Here is a 20247-nt window from a genome sequence, read left to right as displayed (position 1 = left end):
CGGCCGTCACCACACGTCCGCCCGTTCCCCTCGTCCACCCATGCCCCGGCGGGTCCCGGGGCCGAAACGTCAATGCCTATCCCAGTATCGGAGGGGGGAAACCATGGACATCCTGTCGCGCTTCTCTCGTCGCGCCACGCCGCAGAACGAGCCCGCCGATCGTGGCCAGGTCGTGAACAACGCCGGCGGCTACGTCTTCGAGATCACGCCGCAGGCCCGCGTCCGGCGCTTCCTCACCCTCGGTACGGAGGGCGGAACCTATTACGTGCGTGCCGCGGCACTGACCGCCGACAACGCCGAGTTCCTCGTCGAGTACGCGGCCGAGCACACCGCGGAGCTGGTGCGTGAGGTCGTCGAGATCTCGACGAGTGGCCGGGCGCCGCGCCCGAACCCGGCGCTGTTCGCGCTCGCCGCGGCCGCCGCGCTCGGCGATCTCGAGGGCCGCCGGGCCGCGCTCGCGGCACTGCCGCTGGTCGCCCGCACCGGCACCCACCTGTTCCTGTTCGCCGGCTACGCCGAGCAGTTCCGCGGCTGGGGCCGCGGCCTGTCGCGCGCGGTGGCGAACTGGTACCTGGACAAGCCGGTCGACGACCTGGCCTACCAGGTGGTCAAGTACCGCCAGCGGGAAGGCTGGACGCACCGCGACCTGCTGCGCCTGGCACACCCGGCCGCCACCGACGACGCCCGGCGCCGCCTGTTCGACTGGATCTGCGGCCGCACCCCGGATCTCGACGGCCTCTCCCTGGTCGACGGTTTCCAGCGCGCCCAGACCGCACCGGTCGAGCGGGTCCCGGAGCTCGTGCGCGAGTACCGCCTCAGCTGGGAGATGCTGCCCGACGCGGCGCTGAACACGCCCGCGGTGTGGGAGGCCCTGCTGGACAACGGTATTCCGCAGACGGCGCTGCTGCGTCAGCTGCCGCGCCTGACCCGGCTCGGCCTGCTCGATCCGCTCGGCGCCCGCACCGCGGCGATCTGCGCGCAGCTCACCGACCCGGCGCGGCTGCGCAAGGCGCGCGTGCACCCGGTGTCGGTGCTGATCGCGCTGCGCACCTACGCCGCGGGGCGTTCGGCGCGCGGCGCGGGCGAGTGGACGCCGTCGGCGCCGGTGGTCGACGCGCTCGACGCCGCGTTCTACGCGGCGTTCGAGACCGTGCGGCCGACCGGACTGCGGCACCTGCTCGCGCTCGACGTGTCCGGCTCCATGACGAGTCCGATCGCGGGCCTGCCGCTCTCGGCGCGGGAAGCGTCGGCGGCGCTGGCCCTGGTCAGCGCGCGGACCGAACCGCGGCACGAGATCGTCGGGTTCACCTCAGCGAGCGGTTGGCACGGCGAGTCCCGGCTGTCCCCGCTGTCGATCTCGCCGCGGCAGCGGCTCGACGACGCGGTGCGCGCGGTCTCGGACCTGCCGTTCGGCGGGACGGACTGCTCGCTGCCGATCCTGCACGCGCTCGAGCAGGGCATCGAGGTCGACGTGTTCTCGGTGTACACCGACAACGAGACGTGGGCGGGCTCGGTGCACCCGCACCAGGCGCTGGCCCGGTACCGGCGCGAGGTGAACCCGCGCGCCAAGCTGGTGGTCGTCGGCATGACGGCGACGCGGTTCAGCATCGCCGACCCGGCCGACGCGGGCATGCTCGACGTGGCCGGTTTCGACGCGGCCGTCCCGTCGCTGCTGGCCGACTTCGCCACGGCCGCCTAGGAAATCGGAGCCGCCGCGACCTCGTTGTCGCGGCGGCGCCTCTCCTCTCGCGCGAGAGGTCTCGGCGCTCAGGGCGCGACCGAGGACCAATCGGCGAAACCGGTGGGGTTGTGGCGGCCCATCGAGGCGTGCTCGAACAGGCCCCAGCCCTCCGCGTCGCCGCAGCGGGCGTAGCCGATGTGGTCGATCACGCCGTAGGGGGTGCGGGCCACGACCGCCGGGTCGGTGAGGTCGTAGGCGCTCGACAGCGACCAGTCCCGGCCCATCCAGCGGCCGTGGGTCCAGTCCGGGTCGGGCCCGTACCCGCAGCCGACGTGCAGGGCGATGCCGGGACGCGATTCGACGAACACCTCCAGCGGCTTGCCGTCGGGTGTGGTCATGTCCAAGCGCACCGACACCGGATGCCGGGTGCCCGATTCGTACACGAAATGCATTCGGGGCCAGCCCAACTGCTCCTTGCGGCCGTCGTGCCAGATGCGCACCGCGTTGTTGAGCGTGCGGGTACCGTCCGGTTCCTCCTGCACGATCACCACGATCGCGAACTCCTCGAACCGCAGCGGCGCGTACAGCCACCAGAAGCCGCCCGCGCCCTCGGACGCGGCGCGTCCCGGCGGTTCGGGTTCGCCGGAGGGCCGGATTCCCCAGGAACGGTCCCGGCTGCCCGTCCAGGACGCCGGATCGACGGTGTAGTCGGTGCCGTCGACGGCGAGCGTGCCTTCCCACGACCCCAGCTGGGCGAAGCGGGAGGCCTCGATGATCGGGCGCGTCCCCGACAGGATCAGGTGCGGCTGCTCCTGCACGGCCGGATGCGCGCCGGTCCAGGTGAGATCGAAGCCGAGATCGGGATGCTCGCAGATCACCCGCAGCTTGCGCAGCGGCTCGATCACCTCGATCCGGTAGCCGCCGACGGCGGTGGTCAGATCGCGCTCGACGAGCGCGTCGGAGAAGCGCACGGCCCGCTGGCTGGTGCCGTGACGCACCGTGGCGAAGGCGTCGACCACGCCGAGGTTCGGGTACACGCCGAACCCGGTGATCAGCATGGTGTCACCGGCCGGGTCGAAGGCGTTGAAGTAGTAGCGGTCGTAGAAGTTGCGGTCGCTGGTGGCCACCCTGGCCAGCGACAGTGGGGTCTGATGGACGGGGTATTCGTCCAGCGGGACGGGCATGATCGCGGTCATCGTCTCTCCAGTCAGTCCCACTCGTAGGTGCCGTCGAGCAAGGCCTCGAGGCTGAGCCGGTGCATCACGTAGTCGTCCGGGTCGTCGGGCACGGTGTCCTCGCCGAAGTGGATCATCCGGCACTTGATCCTGGCCATCACGATCGCGTGCCGCAGCGCCGCGTAGACGATGTAGAAATCCAGGTTCCGAACCGAATGTCCGGACAGCTCCTCGTATTTCGCGACCACCGCGTCCCGGCGCAGGAAGTCGGGCAGGCCCGGCTGGTCGAAGCGGGTGGCGATGTCCTGGAAGAAGCGGTGGATGAAGATGATCCAGCCCAGGTCCAGCTCGCGCGGGCCGAGCGTGGCCATCTCCCAGTCGAGTACCGCGGCAGGGGTGAACCCGTCGAACAGGATGTTGCCCGGCCGGGCGTCACCCCAGTTCAGGACCTCGGGGCCGGGGTCGGCGGGCCAGTGGGCCTCGAGCCAGTCGAAGCTGCGCTCGATGAGCGGCACCCGGACCCCGTGGTCGGTCAGCGCCCACGCGTACCAGGCGCGCTGGGCCTGGAAGTGCCTGCGCAGCGCCGAACCCTCGCCGTCGAGCAGCGGGAAACGCCGGGCGGCGTCGTCGATGGCGTGCACCTGGGTGATCACCTCGACCGTCGCGTCGGCGATGCGGGCCCGCTCCTGCGCGGTGGCGTCGAACAGCCAGCCGAAGAACACGTAGGGCGGATTGTCCGAGGGCGCCCTGCCCTCCACCTTCTCCATCACGAGAAACGGGGAGCCGAACACGGATTCGTCGGTCTCGAGCCAGCGCAGCGGCGGCACGGCGACCGTCGAGGCCGCGGCGACGCCGGACATCACCTGGTACTGCATCGGCAGGTCGTAGGACTCGAAGACGGGGAACGAGCCGTCCTCGGGCGCCATCCGCAGCACGAACGACCCGCTCTCGGCCGTCTCGCCGGTCTGCCATCGCGCGTCGAAGAGAATCGTGGTGCTCGACATGCCGCCCGCCGACGGCTTGCTCAGGTTCTCCACCGTCACGGGCGCGCCGACCTGGCCTGTCAGCCAGCGCGCCAACTGCCCGGACAATTCGTCCAGATCGCGCGCGCTGACAGTGAGCGACACCCGCGCGGCCGGGTCCTGATCTTCGGACATGTGTGCGGTACCCCTGTCGCCGAACTGTAACGTGTGTCACTTCTGGGTACCGGACAAGATACCGGAATGTAAGGGCCGCGTCGGTGATCGAGACTCGGGGTTGACACCGCCGAAGATCAGGGTTTCCCCGGACGCGCCCCACCGCCCTCACCGATTAGCTTGAGTAACAAGATAACTCGATGAGGAGGCGTGGGTGACCGCAGCGACGACAGAGCGTGCGACCAGCGACGACGTGAGCCCCGCCGCGCCGCCGCCCGCCTGGCATCCGATCACCCGGATCGCGTTCCGGTTCACCGTCGCCTACCTGGGACTGTTCTGCCTGTGGATGGCGCAGATCACCTTCGTCTTCCTGGGCGCCCTCGCGCGGCAGTTGCCCGAGGACGCCATCGCGTGGCAGATGATGTCGCTCGCGCCGGTGAGTCGCTGGATCGGTGAGCACGTGTTCGGGGTCGAGGCCGAGCTCACGATGAACGGCAGCGGCGACCAGGCGGCGATCTGGATCCAGTGCGGCCTGGTGCTGCTGGTCGCCCTGCTGGTCACGGTCGTGTGGTCGGTGCTCGACCGCGGTCGCGTGGCCTACCCCCGATCGCTCAGCTGGTTCATGACCGCGCTGCGGCTCTGCGTGGGCGGCCAGATGCTGTTCTACGGCTTCGCCAAGCTGATCCCCACCCAGATGCCCGAGCCCGCGCTCACCACGCTGCTCACCCGCGTCGGCGACCTGAGCCCGATGTCGATGCTGTGGACCCAGGTCGGTTCCTCGCCGGTCTACGAGATGTCGCTCGGACTCGCCGAGGTGCTCGCCGGCCTGTTGCTGTTCTGGCCGCGCACCGCGACCCTGGGCGCGCTGCTGAGCGTGGTGAGCATGGCGCAGGTGTTCCTGCTCAACCTCACCTTCGACGTGCCGGTGAAGATGCTGTCCGGGCACCTGCTGCTGATGAGCCTGGTCCTGCTCGCTCCGCAGGCGCGCCGGCTGGCGAATGTGCTCGTGCTGGAACGTGCTTCGGGGCCGGCGACCCAGCCGCCGCTGTTCGGCTCGGCCCGGGCGAATCGGTGGGCGAGCCTGGCGCAGGTCGCACTCGGCCTGTGGATCGTGGGCGGCTGCGTGTACCTGGGCATGGATTCCTGGCGCGAGTACGGCGGCGGCGCACCGAAACCGGAGCTGTACGGCATCTGGGAGGTCGCCGAGTACACCGTCGACGGTGACCAGGTGCCCGCGCTGCGCACCGACGAGACGCGCTGGCAGCGCCTGATCATCGACACCGGCGGCGCCGCGTACCAGCGGATGGACGACACCCTCGTCCCCGCGACGGCCACCACCGACCCGGCCGCGCCCACATTGACCCTGACTCTGCCCGCGTCGCCGCCGGATTCGGCGCCCGCGCCGTACGCCACCCTCACCGTCGAACGACCCACCGAGGACCGGCTCGTGCTGCGCGGCGACGTCGGCGGCAGGGCCACGACGGTCACGCTGAGCCGCACGGACCTCGACAGGTTCCCGCTCCGCGGCACCGGGTTCCGCTGGGTCCAGAACAACCCGTACGTGGGCTGAGCCGCCGCCGGCACAGTCGCGGTGTGTCGGCGGCCGAATTCGGCGGCGTCCACGGCACGAACTAGGCTCGTCCACTGTGCCGAACACGTCAGACGCCGTAGAGAACCAGCCCGCCGGGGACCCGAACTACCTGGTCGGGCTCGATCTGCGCGGACGCAGGGTCGTCGTGGTCGGCGGCGGGACGGTCGCCCAGCGCAGGCTCGGTCTGCTCGTGGCCTCGGGCGCCGACGTCCACGTGATCAGCAGGGCGGTTACGCCCGCGGTCGAGGGCATGGCGACCGCCGGGCAACTCACCGTCACCCTGCGCGCCTACGCCGACGGCGATCTCGACGACGCCTGGTACGCGATGGCCTGCACGGACGAACCCGAGACCAACGCGGCAGTCGTCGCCGAGGCCACGGCGAAGCGGATCTTCTGCGTCCGCGCCGACATCGCCCGCGACGGCACCGCCGTCACCCCGGCCACCGCCCGCTACGACGGCCTGACCCTCGGCGTGCTCGCCGGTGGCGCGCACCGCCGCTCGGCCGCCGTGCGCAACGGCCTGCTCGAAGCGCTGCAATCCGGCGTGGTGACCGACGATTCGGAACCGGTGACCCCCGGCGTCGCCCTGGTCGGCGGCGGACCCGGCGATCCCGACCTGATCACCGTGCGCGGCCGCCGCCTGCTCGCCCGTGCCGACCTGGTCGTGGCCGACCGGCTGGCCCCGCCGGAACTGCTCGCCGAACTGGGCCCGCACGTCGAGGTGATCGACGCCGCGAAGATCCCCTACGGCCGCTCGATGGCACAGGAGGCGATCAACCTCGCCCTCGTCGAGGGCGCCAAGGCGGGCAAGTTCGTCGTCCGGCTCAAGGGCGGCGACCCGTACGTGTTCGGCCGCGGCTACGAGGAACTCGAGGCCTGCGCCGAGGCGGGCATCCCGGTGACGGTCGTGCCCGGCATCACCAGCCCGATCTCGGTCCCCGGCGCCGCGGGCATCCCGGTGACCCATCGCGGCGTGACCCACGAGTTCGTCGTGGTGAGCGGGCACGTGGCGCCCGATCACCCGGATTCGCTCGTCGACTGGTCGGCGCTGGCCAAGCTGCGCGGCACCCTCGTGTTGATGATGGCGGTCGAGCGGATCGACAAGTTCGCCGCGGCCCTGCTCGACGGCGGCCGCGCGGCCGACACCCCGGCCGCGGTCATCCAGGAGGGCACGCTGCGCACCCAGCGCGTGGTGCGCGCCGACCTGGCGACCGTCGCGGAGAAGGTCAGGTCCGAGGGCATCCGACCGCCCGCGATCATCGTCATCGGGCCGACTGCCGGTTTCGGGCTGGACTAGCTTCGCGGCCCGCGCACCGGTGCGTTGCCGCGGTGCCAATTACACTGCCACGTTGTGCTCGATAAACCCGCTGCGACGATGCAGTATCCGGTGACGAAGCGGGCCTTCGGCCTCGCCATCCTCGTACTGAGCGGCCTGCAGCTCATGGTGGTGCTCGACGGCACCGTCGTGATCTTCGCCCTGCCACGGCTGCAGGAGGAGATGGGGCTGTCCAGCTCCGGCAGCGCGTGGACGGTGACCTCCTACGGCCTGACCTTCGCGGGCCTGATGCTGCTCGGCGGCAGGCTCGGCGACGCCTTCGGCCGCAAGCGGATGCTCATCTACGGCGTCGGCCTGTTCACCGCCGCCTCGCTGGCCTGCGGGCTGGCCACCGGCGAGGCGATGCTGCTGATCGCGCGCGCCTTCCAGGGTGCGGGCGCCGCCATCGCGGCGCCGACCGCGTTCGCGCTGGTCGCCACCACGTTCGCACCAGGACCCGCCAGGAACCAGGCGATCGCGATCGTCGGGTCGATGGCAGGCATCGGCTCGGTCGGCGGCCTGGTCGTCGGCGGTGCGCTCACCGAGTTCTCGTGGCGCTGGATCTTCCTGATCAACGTGCCGATCGGCGCGCTGATCGTGCTCGGGGCCGTCTACAAGCTCACCGACACCGTGCACCAGCGCACCCCGCTCGACATCAAGGGCGCGATCCTGGGCACCCTCGCGTGCGCGACCATCGTGTTCGGCGCGACCGAGGGCCCGGCGATGGGCTGGACCAGCCCGATCATCCTCGGCTCGCTGATCGGCGGGTTCGCGCTGCTGGTGATCTTCGTGCTCACCGAGCGCCGCGAGGCCGATCCGCTACTGCCCTGGTCGCTGTTCGACAGCCGCGACCGGGTCGCCACCTTCGCCCTGATCTTCCTGGCCGGCGCGGTGCTCGGCGCGATGACGTTCTTCGTCGCCCAGCTGCTGCAGAACGTGCTCGGCTACAGCCCGCTGCAGGCCGGTCTCGCCTCGATCCCGTTCACCATCGGCATCGGCGTCGGTGGCGCGGTGGCCTCCAAGGCGGCGCTGGTGATCGCGCCGCGCTGGCTGCTCGCGGCCGCGGCAGCCGTGCTGGCCTGCGGCCTGTTCTTCGGCTCGACCCTGGACCGGCACGTGCAGTACCTGCCCACGCTGCTCGCGCTGCTGCTGGTGATCGGCTTCGGCGTCGGCGTGGCCATGGTGCTGGCGCCGCTGTGTGTGCTGGTCGGGGTGCCGCCCTCGAACATCGGCCCGCTCTCGGCGGTCGGCCAGATGTTCATGAACCTGGCGACCCCGATCGCGATCGGCCTGCTCAGCCCGATCGCGGCCTCGCGGACGCTGTCACTGGGCGGCCGCGACGGGCTGGCGGCGCAGATGAACCCCACCGAGATCGACGCGCTCAACAGCGGCTACACGCTGGTGCTGCTGGTGTGTGCCGGGCTGGCGGTCCTGGCCGGACTCGTCGCGCTGACGCTGCGCTACACGCCCGCGCAGCTGGTGCAGGCCCAGCACGCCCAGGAAGAGGCCCAGCGCAGCTGAGCGCGCCGGGCCTCGCGGTCAGAGGCGGCCCGCGACCCGGCGCGGGGTGACGCGCACGATCACGCGCTCGCCGTCGTGCACGGAGGCGGGGTTGAACTCGCGGTAGGGCTTGCCGGTGTACTTCAGCGACATCTCGTCGGGCAGCGCCCGCTCGGGATCGGGGACGGTGGTCGCGGTGCCGCGGATCTCGGCGTAGAGGAACGGGCGCTCCGGCGGGTTCACCATCACCGTGATGCGCGGATCACGGGCCAGGTTCTTGGCCTGCTGCCGGTCGACGGTGGTGGAGAACACCAGCTCGTCGCCCTCGCGCTTGATCCAGACCACGGTCAGATGGGGGTGCCCGTTGGCGCCGACCGTGGCGACGGTCGCGTACACCTTCTCCTCGTCCAGATACGATTTCAGGTCCTCGGACAGCACTGCGGTATCAGTCACATTCCAGACGAACGCTTTTCGGTTCCCGGCCATTCCGGTGAACGGGGTTGTCGGCCCGCGCCGGTCCGCCGACACTGGAGTGATGTCGTCGCCGTCGCTGGATCTGCTCGACCGTTGGACCGCGCTGGCCGGGGTGGACTCCGCCGCGCTCGGTGCGGGGATCATCGCCCGCTACGCCGAACCCCACCGGCACTACCACACCCTGGAACATCTGCGCGCGATGCTGACGGCCATCGACGAATTGGCCGAGCACGCAACGGATATCGACGCGGTCCGGTACGCGGCCTTCTTCCACGACGCCATCTACGCCGTCGACCGCGCCGACAACGAGGAACGCAGCGCCGACCTGGCTCGCGACGTCCTCGAATCCCTCGACGCCGCACCGGAACTCGTCGACGAGGTGGTGCGGCTGGTGCTGCTCACCCGCGGCCACGACTCCGAAGCCGGCGACGCCAACGGCGCCGTGCTCTGCGACGCCGACCTGGTCGTGCTCGGCGGTGACGCCGCGAGCTACGCCGCCTACGCCACGGCCGTGCGTACCGAATACGCCCACGTCCCCGACGACCTGTTCCGCGCGGGCCGCGCGGGCGTGCTGCGGGCGCTGGCGAATCAGCCGGTGCTGTACCGCACCGCGACCGCCCGCGCCCGCTACGAGGAGCGGGCGCGGGTCAATCTCGCCGCCGAACTGGCTCAGCTCACCGAATGAGCTCCCGCGCTCACAGCGCGGCGAGCATCTTCGCGGCGAGGTCAGCCGAGGACGCCGGGTTCTGGCCGGTGTAGAGGTTGCGATCGATCTCGATGTGGGGCGCCCACGGCTCGCCCTCGCGGTAGTCGACGCCGAGGGCGACGAGGCGGTCCTGCAGCAGCCACTTCGCCTTGTCGGCCAGACCGGCCTGGGTCTCCTCGGCATTGCTGAAACCGGTCAGCCGGTAGCCGGCGAAGGGGGAGTGGCCCGCGGGATCGGCGGTGGCGAGCAGCGCGGCCGGTCCGTGGCAGACGACGCCGAGCGGCTTGCCCGAGACCAGCGCGGCGGACAGCAGCGCACCGGAGGCGGGGTCGACGGCGAGGTCTTCCATCGGGCCGTGGCCGCCGGGGTAGAAGACCGCGTCGTAGTCGGACAGGCTGACCTCGTCGAGCGAAACGGGGTGGCGCAGTGCGGGTTCGGCGGCCGACAGGGCGTCGGCGACCGCGGCCGCGCCGTCGGGGCCGCCGTTCACGTCGGGGGCCAGGCTCGCCTTGTCGACGGTCGGGACGACGCCGCCGGGAGTGGCGACGGTGACGGTGTGACCGGCGCGGGTGAACGCCTCGTAGGGTGCGGCGAACTCCTCGGCCCAGTACCCGGTGGGGTGCGCGGTGCCGTCGGCCAGGGTCCAGTGGTCGGCACCGGTCAGGACGAACAGGATGTGTGCCATCGGATTCCTACTCCATTCGACAGGGGGTCGGCGGCCGGGTCACCGACCGCCGAAATCCACGCTAGGTCCGGTGGAATCCGCTGACCAATAGGATGGCCGATATGAGACATAGGCAAGCCGATGGCTCGATGGATCTGGTGCAGCTACGGACGTTTCTCGCCGTGTATCGCACCGGATCGCTGACGGCGGGCGCCGCCCAGATCGGCCTGTCTCAGCCCACGGTCACCGCCCAGCTCCAGGCGCTCGAGCGGCACCTGGACAGGCCGCTGTTCGAGCGGCTTCCGCGCGGGGTGGCCGCCACCGCCGCCGGCCACGAGCTGGCGGCGCGGGTGAGCGCACCGCTCGAGGAACTGGAGGCGGTGGTCAGCGGCACGGTCACCGAGCGCGCCGCGCCCGATCCGCCGGTGCTGCTCGGCGGTCCGGCCGAGATGATCGCGGCGCGGGTGGTGCCCGCGCTCGCGCCCCTGCTCGCCGACGGGGTGCGGCTCGTGGTCCAGCCCGGCCTCACCGACGACCTGCTGGCCGAATTGCGTTCGGGCACCCTGGATCTGGTCATTTCCACGGTGCGCCCGCGTGGGCGCGCGGTGCTTGCCGAGCCGCTGGTCGACGAGGAATTCGTGCTCGTCGCGGCGCCCACGGTGGCCGCCCGGATCGATCTCGGGCGGCTGCGTGCCGAGGGGCCCGGTGTCCTCGCCGGGATCCCGGTCCTCAGCTACGCCACCGATCTGCCGATCCTGCGCCGGTACTGGCGGCACGTCTTCCAGACGCGGCTCGAGGTGGAACCGACGCTGGTCGTCGCCGACCTGCGCGCGGTGCTGTCGGCAGTGCTCGCAGGGGCCGGGCTGAGCGTGCTGCCGCGTTACCTGTGCGAACGGGAGCTCGCCGAGGCGAGTCTGGTGACGCTGCTCGACCCCGACGATCCGCCGATCAACACCGGATTCCTCGCCCGCCGGGTCGGCGCACCGCCGCGGCCACACGTCGACCTGGTGCGCACCCAGCTGCTGACCGCCGCCCGCGCCTGGCGAATCCAGGGCTGACGGCGTCCACCTGGGTCGATACTTGACATGCAAGCTGGGGCTTGCCTATCGTTCGCAGGGAGACGACGGGAGGAGCGCGCACCGTGACCGATATCTTCACCGCGCTCGCGGACTCGACACGCCGCGCGCTCCTGGACGAACTGGCGGAACGGGACGGGCAGACTCTGTTCGAACTCTGCGCCAAGCTCGCCACCAAGCACGGGATCAGTTCCTCGCGGCAGGCGATCACCCAGCACCTGGGGATGCTCGAGGCCGTGGGGCTGGTCACCACCCGTCGTGCCGGCCGATACAAGTTCCATCACGCCGACTTCGCGCCGCTGCGCGCGGTGTCGCGACGATGGCCCATCCCCCAGGAGGACACATGATCCGCATCGGAGTGACCAGCGTCTTCGTCGACGACCAGGACAAAGCCGAGAAGTTCTACACCGACGTGCTCGGTTTCCAGGTCAAGGACCGGGTCCCGCTCGGCGAGTTCGACTGGCTCACGCTGGTCTCGCCCGCCGACGTCGACGGCACCCAACTGCTGCTCGAACCCGACCAGAACCCGATCGCCCAGAACTACAAGACCGCGCTCACCGCCGACGGCATCCCGTGCATCGTCTTCACCGTCGACGACCTCGAGGCCGAATACCGCCGCCTGCTCGACCTCGGCGTCCTGTTCACCCAGCCGCCCCAGCCGATGGGCGCGGTCACCACCGCCGTCTTCGACGACACCTGCGGCAACCTCATCCAGCTCATGGGCGCCCCGGCCACGGCGTAGGCGCCCCTGATTCTCCGGTCTGGCACCGGGAGTCGATGGACGGCAGTGTCCTCCTTCGGGTCGGTTCGATCGGAGGAGACAGATGAAAGACGCGTTGACACGAGGACTGGTGGCCGGTGCCGCCCTCGCCCTGCTCGGTGCGGCCGTGGCCGGGCCGGCGACGGCGCAGTCGCCGGTGCGGTCGGCGGAGGTGGTCGTCGATTCCGGCAGCGCGAATTCGTTCGGGCAACTGCTGTATTCGGTGCTGAGCGTGACCGGTTCGGCCGAACTGGGCCGGGCGATCTTCGATCCGCGTATCGGGTGCGATATCGCGGGCTGCGAACCGATCTGGTTCGGGTCGGCGGGCTGACGACAGCCGTTCGAGGGTCGGCCGACCGTGATCGGCCGGCCCTCGAACGCAATTAGGTGATGACGAGAAGTTCGGTGGGCGAGGCGATTTCGACGCGGAGGCCGGACTTGGCAGCCACCCGGGCGACACCGCGGATGTCGGTCGGCTCGGCGCGGGTGAGGACCAGTGCGCGGGCCAGCAGGCCCTTGTGATGCTTGTTGAAATGGCTCACCACGGTGCGGGAACCGTCGGGGTGCTCGGTGAGCACGTTGGCGGTGATCGCGTCGGGCACCCGGCCCAGTTGCTGATAGGTGCCCGACCGCAGGTCCACGACCAGTTCGCCGGCGGCCTCGGTGTAGAGGGCATCGGGCAGGGCCTCGCGCCACAGCGCCGACAGCGTCGGCAGCCCGGGCAGTTTGGTGCCGCCGGACAGGCGATAGGCCGGGATCGGATCACCCGCGCGCACCGCCCCGAACAGTGCCGAGCCGATGCCGAGGCGCGCGTATGCCTTGGCCCGCTGGGCCTTGGTGAAGGACTTCGCGTCCAGCGCGTCGTAGAGCACGCCGGTGTAGCGCTCCAGCGCGGGCCGCGTCGCCGACGTGCGCAGGCTCGCGTTGCGGGCGACCTCGGCGTCGGCGCCCTTGCCCAGACCGAGGACCTGCGCCGAGCGGGCCGGGTCGGCGGCCAGCTGCACCACCTCGGTGATCAGCTTGTCGCGCACCGCGCCGAGCTGCGGCATCGCCAGGTCGGCGAGGTCGAGCGGGGCGCCCGAGCCGCCGTCGGACTTGGTTTCGGAGGGAGGTAGCAGCACCAGCACGAGCGTCAACGGTAATCGCCGCCGCGCGAGCGACCGCGTCCCGCCCCGGCGCGGCGGTGGCTCAGCGCACCGCTTCCAGGAACTTGCGGGTCCGCTCGTTCGTCGGCGCCTCGAAGATCTGCTCGGGTGGGCCCTGCTCCACGATGCGGCCCGAGTCGAACATCAGCACCCGATCCGACACCTCGCGCGCGAAGCGCATCTCGTGGGTCACGATCAGCATGGTGATGTCGGTGGTCTCGGCGATGGTGCGCAGAACGTCGAGCACGTCGCCGACCAGTTCCGGGTCCAGCGCCGAGGTCACCTCGTCGAGCAGCATCACCTTCGGATCCATCGCGCAGCAGCGCGCGATCGCTACCCGCTGCTGCTGACCGCCCGAGAGCTGCGAGGGATGCGCGCGCGCCTTGTCGGCCAGCCCGACGACCTCGAGCAGGTGCATCGCCCGGTCCCTGGCCTCGGCCTTCGACTTGCCGAGCACGTGCACCGGCGCCTCGGTGATGTTCTCCAGCACCGTCATGTTCGGGAACAGGTTGAACTGCTGGAAGACCATGCCGATCTTGGTGCGCACCGCGCGCAGATGCTTCTCCTTGGCGGGCACCAGTTTTCCGCCGCGTTCGGTGTGCGTGAGCGGTTCGCCGTCGACCCAGATCACCCCGTCGGTGATCGTCTCCAGCGTCATCAGCAGGCGCAGGATGGTGGTCTTGCCCGACCCGGAGGGTCCGATCAGCGTCACCTTCTCCCCGCGCCGCACGCTGAAATCGAGTTCGTCGAGCACGACGAGGTCGCCGAAACGCTTGACCACCCGATCGAATCGGATCATCTCGTCAGTAGTAGGCAAGGCGCTTCTCCAGTCTTCTGATCAGCACGGAGGTCGGGTAGCTGGCGACGAGGAAGAACACGCCGGCCAGGGTGATCGCCTCCAGATAGGCGAAGTTGCGCGCTCCGAACTGCTGTGCGGCGGTGACCAGTTCGACCACCGAGATGGCGAACAGGAACGGGGTGTCCTTGAACATCGAGACGGCGTTGGTGCCCAGCGCGGGCAGACTGGCCCGGATCGCCTGCGGCAGCACCACCGCCCGCCAGGTGCGCAGCGGCGGCAGCGACAGGGCCCGCGCCGCCTCCCACTGCCCCTTCGGTACCGCCTCGATCCCGGCCCGGTACACCTCGGCCAGATAGCTCGAATAGTGGATGCCCAGCACCGTGATGCCGATCTGCAGCGCCGAGAACTGGGTGAGCAGCGTGTAGGCGAACAGTAGCTGCACCACCAGCGGGGTGAGCCGGACGAACTCGCTCGCCGCGTGCACCGGCGCGGCGATCCAGCGCGGCGTCGACTGCCGGACGATCGCGATCAGCAGGCCGAGCACCGCGGCCAGCGCGAACCCGAGCAGCGTGGCCAGCAGGGTGATCTGGAATCCGTCCCAGAGCACCGGCAGGGCCTCGCGGGCGCGCTCCCAACTCCATTCCGCGGTCATGGCGCCACCTTCGCGTGCGCGTCGTCGGGCGCCAGGCTCAACACTTCCTTGAGCGTGGCGCCCCGGCCCAGCTTCCGTTTGGCCCGCGTCTCGAGCATGTTCATGCCGAGTGTGAGCAGATAGGCGAGGACGAAGTAGATCAGCAGGCCGATCCCGAACGAGAACAGGGTGTCACCGGTGGTCTTGCGCAGCGTGCCGATCTCGTAGGTGAGATCGTGCAGGGTGATGTAGGAGGCCAGCGCCGTGCCCTTGAGCAGGTGCACCAGCAGATTGGTCAGCGACGGCAGCATCAGTGCCCAGGCCTGCGGGAACAGCACCCGTCGCATCCGTTGCCACGGACTGAAGTTCAGTGCCACCGCCGCCTCGAACTGCGCGCGCGGCACCGCGTTCAGCGCGCCGCGCACCACCTCGGCACCGTAGGCGCCGTAATTCAATCCGAGCGCCAGGATGCCGCAGAACACCGGGTCCAGCTTGTAGCCCAGCAGCGGCAGCACATAGAACAGCCAGAAGATCTGCACCAGCAGCGAGGTGCCGCGAAAGAACTCGATCAGGACCCTGGCGCCGCCGCGGACCGCGAGATTGCGGAACCTGGCGGCGATGCCGAGGACCAGGGCGAGGACGAACGCGAGCAGCGCACCGCCGACGGTCAGCTCCAGCGTGACCACGACGCCCTCCCGGATCGCCGGGAGAGCATCGCGCAACGCGTCGAGATTGCTCATCGCTCAGGTCAGATCTCGCCCTTGCACAGCTTGGCCGTCGTGTACTTCGGGTCGGGCAGCTCTCGCTCGGTGAACCCGAACTCGCCCACGATCGACAGGTACTTGTCCTTGTCGGAGGTGATCTTGGCCAGCTCGGCGTTGTAGGCCGCCAGCAGGTCGGGGTCGGAGGTGCGGAACACCGTGCCGCCCGCGCCGATCTGCGGCTTGCCGTCGATGACGGCCACGAACGACGGTGTCACGTCGACGGCCGCGTTCGGCGTGTGGCTCTTCAGCCAGTTCAGCGAGATCGCGGTGAGGGCGAACACGTCCGCGCGTCCCGAGGTCACGGCGTCCATGCCGTCCTGCGGGGTGGCGACCTGGGTGGCGTCGATGCCGAGTGAGGCGGCGTAGTCGGACTCGATGGCGCCGGTCATCGCGGCCATCTTCGCGCCGCTCGCCTTGATCGATTGCATATCCGACAAATTCATCGGATTACCGGGCTTCACCATGAGTGCGGTGGTGTACATGAATTCCGGTTCGCTGAACGCGGCCTGTTCACAGCGTTTCGGCAAGATCGACATTCCGGCGCTGACGGCATCGAATCGATTCGCCTGCAGACCGGGAATGAGGGCGCCGAATTCGGTCTGCACGCCGTCGACGGTCTTGATGCCGAGGTTGGCGAAGATCGCCCGGTGCAGGGCGACGGTGGCGCCGGTCAGCTGGCCGTTCTGGTCGAACGAGTAGGGTGCTTCCCCGGCGAAACCCACGGTGATCGCGCCCTTGTCGCGCAGGGACTGGAGTAGCTGACCGCTCTCGGTGGTCTCGGTCTTGGTGCACCCGGCGAGCGCCGCCGCCACGAGCGCGGCGCCTGCGAACACCGCTGTACAGCGCCGGCGCAGTGGCTTGTTCTCGGCCATATCGGACCTCCCGCAAGGGTAGCCTTCGTCGTGCAGGTCAGCTACCGTTTTCATTTATGAAATGTGAATTCACACGCAAATTAATCTAGTCGCCGAATATCGGATCGAGCGCGCTACGTTATCGCTTTGTTATCTGCTGATTAGGCGATGAAACAATTGGGTAGTCTGATGTGCCGCGCGGTGTGCCGACCTGGCGCGGCGGCCCGGTGGTAATCCGCTGTGAGCTTCGCCGGACCAGGGGCTACGCTGTGGAGCCGTGATCACCCGCCTCTCCCGACTGTTCCTGCGCACCCTGCGAGACGATCCCGCGGACGCCGAGGTGCCAAGCCACAAACTGCTCGTCCGCGCCGGCTACGTCCGCCGGATCGCGCCGGGCGTGTACTCGTGGCTGCCGCTGGGCCTGCGCACACTGCGTCGCATCGAGGACGTGGTGCGCCAGGAGATGGACGCCACCGGCGCCCAGGAGATCTCGCTGCCCGCCCTGCTACCGCGCGAGCCCTACGAGACCACCAACCGGTGGACCGAATACGGCGACGCCCTGTTCCGGCTGCAGGACCGCAAGGGCGGCGACTACCTGCTCGGTCCCACCCATGAGGAACTGTTCGCGCTCACCGTCAAGGGTGAGTACAACTCGTACAAGGACCTGCCGGTCACGCTGTACCAGATCCAGAACAAGTACCGCGACGAGGAACGGCCCCGCGCCGGCATCCTGCGCGGACGCGAGTTCGTGATGAAGGACTCCTACTCCTTCGATCTCGACGACGACGGCCTCGCCACCAGCTACGCCACCCACCGCGCCGCCTACCAGCGCATCTTCGAACGCCTCGGCGTGAAGTACGTGATCGTGGCGGCCACCTCCGGTGCCATGGGCGGCAGCGCGTCCGAGGAGTTCCTCGCCGAGAGCCCCGTGGGTGAGGACACCTACGTGCGCTGCGTCGAGTCCGGCTACGCCGCCAACGTCGAAGCCGTGGTCACCCCGGCGCCCGCGCCGCTGCCCATCGAGGGGCAGCCCGCCGCGGTCGAATACGACACCCCGAACACGCCCACCATCGCGACGCTGGTCGACTGGGCCAACGAGGCGAAGGTGCTCGATCGCGCCGTCACCGCCGCCGACACGTTGAAGAACGTGATGGTCAAGCTGCGCCACCCCGACGGCAAGACCGAGATCCTCGGCATCGGCATCCCCGGCGACCGCGAGGTCGACGACAAGCGCCTCGAGGCCGCCGTCGAGCCCGCCGAGGTGGAGCTGCTCACCGAGGCCGATTTCGCCGCCAACCCCTTCCTGGTGAAGGGTTACATCGGCCCGAAGTCGCTGCAGGCCAACGGGGTTCGCTACCTCGTCGACCCGCGTGTCGTCGAGGGCACCGCGTGGATCACCGGCGCGGACGTGTCCGGCAAGCACGTCGTCGGGCTCGTCGTGGGCCGTGACTTCACCCCCGACGGCACCATCGAGGCCGCCGAGGTCCGCGACGGCGATCCCTCGCCCGACGGCGCGGGCCCGCTGGTGGCCGCGCGCGGCATCGAGATCGCGCACATCTTCCAGCTCGGCCGCAAGTACACCGACGCCTTCGACGTAGACGTGCTCGGCGAGAACGGCAAGCCGGTCCGGCTCACCATGGGTTCCTACGGCGTGGGCGTCTCGCGTCTGGTCGCGGTCATCGCCGAGCAGCAGCACGACGAGAAGGGCCTGCGCTGGCCCGCCGAGGTCGCCCCGTTCGACGTGCACGTGGTGATCGCCAACAAGGACGCCGCCGCGCGCGAGGGCGCCGAGCAGGTCGTGGCCGGACTGGACAAGCAGGGCCTCGAGGTCCTCTTCGACGACCGCACCGCCTCGCCCGGCGTCAAGTTCAAGGACGCCGAGCTGCTCGGCATGCCCTGGATCCTGGTGATCGGCCGCGGCTGGGCCGACGGCAAGGTCGAACTGCGCAACCGGTTGACCGGTGAGGCCGAGGAGATCCCGGCCGAGGACGCCGTGGCCGCGGTCACCGCGAAGATCCGCGGCTGACCCTCGACTCGACGAACGCGCCGTCCCGGCCCGGGGCGGCGCGTTCGCGTCTGCGGCGAACTTACGCTTACGTAGGGGAAACGTGCAGGTAGGGCCGGTGTGGTGACGCGGCGGCGCTGCTAAGTTACCGGCATGACAAGTTCGCCCAGCCTGCTGTTCAACCCCGCCACCTACGACCCTCAGCATTTCGATGCCGAGACCCGGCGGCTGCTGCGAGCCACCATCGAGTGGTTCGAATCCAAGGGGAAGGCGCAGCTGCTGGCCGAGGACCGGGCCGCGGTGTGGGTCCAGGAGTTCCTCGACTTCGTCGCGAAGGAGAAGCTGTTCGCGACCTTCCTGACCCCGGCCGCCTACGCCGACGGCGACCCGAACAAGCGCTGGGACGCCGCCCGCAACGCGGCGCTCTCGGAGATCTTCGGCTTCTACGGCTTGGCCTACTGGTACGCCGAGCAGGTCACCATCCTCGGCCTCGGCCCGATCTGGCAGAGCGACAACGAGATCGCCAAGCGCAAGGCCGCCGCGGACCTCGACGAGGGTCAGGTCATGGCGTTCGCGCTGTCCGAGCGTGAGCACGGCGCCGACATCTACAACACCGACCTGATCCTCACCCCGAGCGAGCCGGGCAGCGCCGACGCCGAGGCGGGCATCCTGTTCCGGGCCGACGGCGAGAAGTACTACATCGGCAACGGCAACGTCGCCTCGATGGTCTCGGTGTTCTCCCGCCGCGCCGACGTCGAGGGCGCCGAGGGCTACGTCTGGTTCGCCGCCGACAGCCGCCACGAGAACTACCACCTGATCGACAGCGTCATCCACGGGCAGATGTACGTCAGCCACTTCCGGCTGGAGAACTACCCGGTGACCGCCGCCGACCTGCTGCACGAGGGGCCCGAGGCGTTCTCGGCCGCGCTCAACACCGTCAACGTGGGCAAGTTCAACCTCTGCCACGGCGGCATCGGCATGGTCGAGCACTCGTTCTTCGAGGCCATCACCCACGCCAACAACCGCATCCTCTACGGCAACCCGGTCACCGACTTCGCCCACGTGCGCGGCAATTTCGTCGAGGCCTACGCCCGGCTGATCGCGATGAAGCTGTTCAGCGACCGCGCGGTGGACTACTTCCGCAGCGCTTCGCTCGAGGATCGTCGCTACCTGCTGTTCAACCCGATGACCAAGTCCAAGGTCACCTCCGAGGGCGAGGTCGCGATGACCCTGCTGCTGGATGTGCTGGCGGCCAAGGGCTTCGAGAAGGCCACCTACTTCGCGCAGGCCTCGCGCTACATCAACCACCTGCCCCGGCTCGAGGGCACGGTGCACGTGAACGTGGGCCAGATCCTGAAGTTCATGCCCAACTACTTGCTCAACCCGAAGGAGTACCCGGCGATCGGCACCGACCTGGCGCCCGGCGACCAGGAGTTCTTCTGGCGGCAGGGCCCGGCGCGCGGCGCGGGCAAGGTGCAGTTCGCCGACTGGACCCCGGCCTACGAGCAGGCCGCCCAGGTGCCCAACGTGGCCCGGTTCTACGAGCAGGCCCAGGCGCTGCGCACCCTGCTGCTCACCGCCGCGCCCGACGCCGCGCAGCAGAAGGACCTGGACTTCATGCTGACCATCGGTCACCTGTTCTCGACGGTGGTCTACGGCCAGCTGATCCTCGAACAGGCCGAGCTCACCGGCCTGGATCGCGATGTCGTCGACCAGATCTTCGACTTCCAGATCCGTGACTTCAACACCCACGCGACCGCCCTGCTCGGCAAGCCGTCAGTCACCGAGGACCAGCGCGCCTGGGCTGTCGGCGCCCTGCACAGCCCGGTCGCCGACGCCGAGCGGTTCGACCGCGTGTGGCAGCAGGTGGAGTCCTACGACGGCGCGTACGCGATGCGCCCGTAGTCGGCCGGGGTCGCCGGCGCCGCGGCCCACCGCCGGCGGCGCTGACCGGGCCGACAGGCCACCGTCGGT

General features: G+C 69.9%; 20 protein-coding genes. 11 read left to right on the top strand and 9 right to left on the bottom strand.

What is annotated here, in order from left to right; translation table 11 throughout:
• The first annotated feature begins 103 nt into the window (after nucleotides 1–103).
• Nucleotides 104–1699 (top strand): TROVE domain-containing protein, encoded by a 1596-nt coding sequence (locus tag DFR69_RS03035; protein WP_110035821.1) that lies wholly within the window; start codon nucleotides 104–106, stop codon nucleotides 1697–1699.
• 68 nt (nucleotides 1700–1767) lie between these two features.
• Here the strand turns inward: DFR69_RS03035 and DFR69_RS03030 are convergent, their stop codons facing one another.
• Entirely contained in the window at nucleotides 1768–2877 is a 1110-nt protein-coding gene (locus DFR69_RS03030; RefSeq protein ID WP_244198049.1) for an Rv3169 family protein, read from the bottom strand.
• Nucleotides 2878–2888: 11 nt separating this feature from the next.
• Complete coding sequence (locus DFR69_RS03025; protein ID WP_110035820.1) at nucleotides 2889–4013, bottom strand: phosphotransferase family protein; 1125 nt, start codon at nucleotides 4011–4013, stop codon at nucleotides 2889–2891.
• 193 nt (nucleotides 4014–4206) lie between these two features.
• Here DFR69_RS03025 and DFR69_RS03020 point away from each other — a divergent pair, with 193 nt between their 5' ends.
• The 3 genes from DFR69_RS03020 (at nucleotide 4207) to DFR69_RS03010 (ending at nucleotide 8419) form a co-directional block, all read left to right on the top strand.
• On the top strand, nucleotides 4207–5562 hold the full coding sequence (locus DFR69_RS03020) for a DoxX family protein (RefSeq protein WP_110035819.1): 1356 nt from the start codon (nucleotides 4207–4209) through the stop codon (nucleotides 5560–5562).
• Between the two features lie 76 nt (nucleotides 5563–5638).
• A complete protein-coding gene (gene cobA / locus DFR69_RS03015; RefSeq protein ID WP_110035818.1) occupies nucleotides 5639–6880 on the top strand; it encodes a uroporphyrinogen-III C-methyltransferase in 1242 nt (413 codons plus the stop codon).
• A gap of 78 nt (nucleotides 6881–6958) precedes the next feature.
• Entirely contained in the window at nucleotides 6959–8419 is a 1461-nt protein-coding gene (locus tag DFR69_RS03010) for an MFS transporter (RefSeq protein WP_110035817.1), read from the top strand.
• A gap of 18 nt (nucleotides 8420–8437) precedes the next feature.
• Here the strand turns inward: DFR69_RS03010 and DFR69_RS03005 are convergent, their stop codons facing one another.
• Nucleotides 8438–8851, bottom strand: coding sequence for a PPOX class F420-dependent oxidoreductase (locus DFR69_RS03005; RefSeq protein ID WP_244198048.1), 414 nt, complete (start codon nucleotides 8849–8851; stop codon nucleotides 8438–8440).
• 82 nt (nucleotides 8852–8933) lie between these two features.
• Here DFR69_RS03005 and DFR69_RS03000 point away from each other — a divergent pair, with 82 nt between their 5' ends.
• Nucleotides 8934–9557: an HD domain-containing protein gene (locus DFR69_RS03000; RefSeq protein WP_110035815.1), complete on the top strand. Its 624-nt coding sequence runs from the start codon at nucleotides 8934–8936 to the stop codon at nucleotides 9555–9557.
• A 10-nt stretch (nucleotides 9558–9567) separates the two neighbouring features.
• Here the strand turns inward: DFR69_RS03000 and DFR69_RS02995 are convergent, their stop codons facing one another.
• Complete coding sequence (locus DFR69_RS02995; protein ID WP_110035814.1) at nucleotides 9568–10263, bottom strand: type 1 glutamine amidotransferase domain-containing protein; 696 nt, start codon at nucleotides 10261–10263, stop codon at nucleotides 9568–9570.
• A gap of 101 nt (nucleotides 10264–10364) precedes the next feature.
• On the opposite strand from DFR69_RS02995, the gene DFR69_RS02990 reads away from it, so the two are divergent.
• The 4 genes from DFR69_RS02990 (at nucleotide 10365) to DFR69_RS02975 (ending at nucleotide 12409) form a co-directional block, all read left to right on the top strand.
• Entirely contained in the window at nucleotides 10365–11300 is a 936-nt protein-coding gene (locus DFR69_RS02990) for a LysR family transcriptional regulator (protein WP_244198047.1), read from the top strand.
• Nucleotides 11301–11383: 83 nt separating this feature from the next.
• Nucleotides 11384–11665 carry an ArsR/SmtB family transcription factor gene (locus DFR69_RS02985; RefSeq protein ID WP_110035812.1) on the top strand — a complete coding sequence of 94 codons (282 nt, stop codon included), beginning with the start codon at nucleotides 11384–11386 and terminating at the stop codon, nucleotides 11663–11665.
• Nucleotides 11665–12060, top strand: coding sequence for a VOC family protein (locus DFR69_RS02980; protein ID WP_167456150.1), 396 nt, complete (start codon nucleotides 11665–11667; stop codon nucleotides 12058–12060). Before DFR69_RS02985 ends, DFR69_RS02980 begins: the two co-directional genes overlap by 1 nt.
• Nucleotides 12061–12142: 82 nt before the next feature.
• Nucleotides 12143–12409, top strand: a complete 267-nt coding sequence (locus DFR69_RS02975; protein WP_110035810.1) for a hypothetical protein — start codon at nucleotides 12143–12145, stop codon at nucleotides 12407–12409.
• A gap of 52 nt (nucleotides 12410–12461) precedes the next feature.
• Here the strand turns inward: DFR69_RS02975 and yaaA are convergent, their stop codons facing one another.
• The 5 genes from yaaA to ehuB all read right to left on the bottom strand — a co-directional run bounded on the left by yaaA (nucleotide 12462) and on the right by ehuB (nucleotide 16289).
• Entirely contained in the window at nucleotides 12462–13205 is a 744-nt protein-coding gene (gene yaaA, locus DFR69_RS02970) for a peroxide stress protein YaaA (protein WP_110036124.1), read from the bottom strand.
• A gap of 61 nt (nucleotides 13206–13266) precedes the next feature.
• Nucleotides 13267–14022 carry an ectoine/hydroxyectoine ABC transporter ATP-binding protein EhuA gene (ehuA, locus tag DFR69_RS02965; RefSeq protein WP_110035809.1) on the bottom strand — a complete coding sequence of 252 codons (756 nt, stop codon included), beginning with the start codon at nucleotides 14020–14022 and terminating at the stop codon, nucleotides 13267–13269.
• Nucleotides 14023–14026: 4 nt separating this feature from the next.
• Nucleotides 14027–14674, bottom strand: a complete 648-nt coding sequence (gene ehuD / locus DFR69_RS02960; RefSeq protein WP_110035808.1) for an ectoine/hydroxyectoine ABC transporter permease subunit EhuD — start codon at nucleotides 14672–14674, stop codon at nucleotides 14027–14029.
• Nucleotides 14671–15393: an ectoine/hydroxyectoine ABC transporter permease subunit EhuC gene (gene ehuC, locus DFR69_RS02955; RefSeq protein ID WP_110035807.1), complete on the bottom strand. Its 723-nt coding sequence runs from the start codon at nucleotides 15391–15393 to the stop codon at nucleotides 14671–14673. Before ehuC ends, ehuD begins: the two co-directional genes overlap by 4 nt.
• Nucleotides 15394–15401: 8 nt before the next feature.
• The gene (ehuB, locus tag DFR69_RS02950; RefSeq protein WP_110035806.1) at nucleotides 15402–16289 is read right to left on the bottom strand and encodes an ectoine/hydroxyectoine ABC transporter substrate-binding protein EhuB; all 888 of its coding nucleotides are present in this window, start codon (nucleotides 16287–16289) and stop codon (nucleotides 15402–15404) included.
• Nucleotides 16290–16545: 256 nt separating this feature from the next.
• Between ehuB and DFR69_RS02945 the strand changes: the two genes are divergently transcribed.
• Nucleotides 16546–18294, top strand: coding sequence for a proline--tRNA ligase (locus tag DFR69_RS02945; RefSeq protein WP_110035805.1), 1749 nt, complete (start codon nucleotides 16546–16548; stop codon nucleotides 18292–18294).
• Between the two features lie 132 nt (nucleotides 18295–18426).
• Nucleotides 18427–20178, top strand: coding sequence for an acyl-CoA dehydrogenase family protein (locus DFR69_RS02940; RefSeq protein ID WP_110035804.1), 1752 nt, complete (start codon nucleotides 18427–18429; stop codon nucleotides 20176–20178).
• Nucleotides 20179–20247: the final 69 nt, after the last annotated feature.

Source organism: Nocardia neocaledoniensis, from assembly GCF_003182135.1.
Lineage (GTDB): Bacteria > Actinomycetota > Actinomycetes > Mycobacteriales > Mycobacteriaceae > Nocardia > Nocardia neocaledoniensis.
Note: the sequence above shows the minus strand (reverse complement) of the source record. Positions and strands in the feature narration are given on the sequence as shown.

What these genes read in the sequence shown, in the direction of transcription:
- DFR69_RS03035 (WP_110035821.1), top strand. Translation starts at nt 104, where the DNA reads ATGGACATCCTGTCGCGCTTCTCTCGTCGCGCCACGCCGCAGAACGAG.
- DFR69_RS03030 (WP_244198049.1), bottom strand. Translation starts at nt 2,877, where the DNA reads ATGACCGCGATCATGCCCGTCCCGCTGGACGAATACCCCGTCCATCAG.
- DFR69_RS03025 (WP_110035820.1), bottom strand. Translation starts at nt 4,013, where the DNA reads ATGTCCGAAGATCAGGACCCGGCCGCGCGGGTGTCGCTCACTGTCAGC.
- DFR69_RS03010 (WP_110035817.1), top strand. Translation starts at nt 6,959, where the DNA reads ATGCAGTATCCGGTGACGAAGCGGGCCTTCGGCCTCGCCATCCTCGTA.
- DFR69_RS03000 (WP_110035815.1), top strand. Translation starts at nt 8,934, where the DNA reads ATGTCGTCGCCGTCGCTGGATCTGCTCGACCGTTGGACCGCGCTGGCC.
- DFR69_RS02995 (WP_110035814.1), bottom strand. Translation starts at nt 10,263, where the DNA reads ATGGCACACATCCTGTTCGTCCTGACCGGTGCCGACCACTGGACCCTG.
- DFR69_RS02990 (WP_244198047.1), top strand. Translation starts at nt 10,365, where the DNA reads ATGAGACATAGGCAAGCCGATGGCTCGATGGATCTGGTGCAGCTACGG.
- DFR69_RS02975 (WP_110035810.1), top strand. Translation starts at nt 12,143, where the DNA reads ATGAAAGACGCGTTGACACGAGGACTGGTGGCCGGTGCCGCCCTCGCC.
- ehuA (WP_110035809.1), bottom strand. Translation starts at nt 14,022, where the DNA reads ATGATCCGATTCGATCGGGTGGTCAAGCGTTTCGGCGACCTCGTCGTG.
- ehuD (WP_110035808.1), bottom strand. Translation starts at nt 14,674, where the DNA reads ATGACCGCGGAATGGAGTTGGGAGCGCGCCCGCGAGGCCCTGCCGGTG.
- ehuC (WP_110035807.1), bottom strand. Translation starts at nt 15,393, where the DNA reads ATGAGCAATCTCGACGCGTTGCGCGATGCTCTCCCGGCGATCCGGGAG.
- ehuB (WP_110035806.1), bottom strand. Translation starts at nt 16,289, where the DNA reads ATGGCCGAGAACAAGCCACTGCGCCGGCGCTGTACAGCGGTGTTCGCA.
- DFR69_RS02940 (WP_110035804.1), top strand. Translation starts at nt 18,427, where the DNA reads ATGACAAGTTCGCCCAGCCTGCTGTTCAACCCCGCCACCTACGACCCT.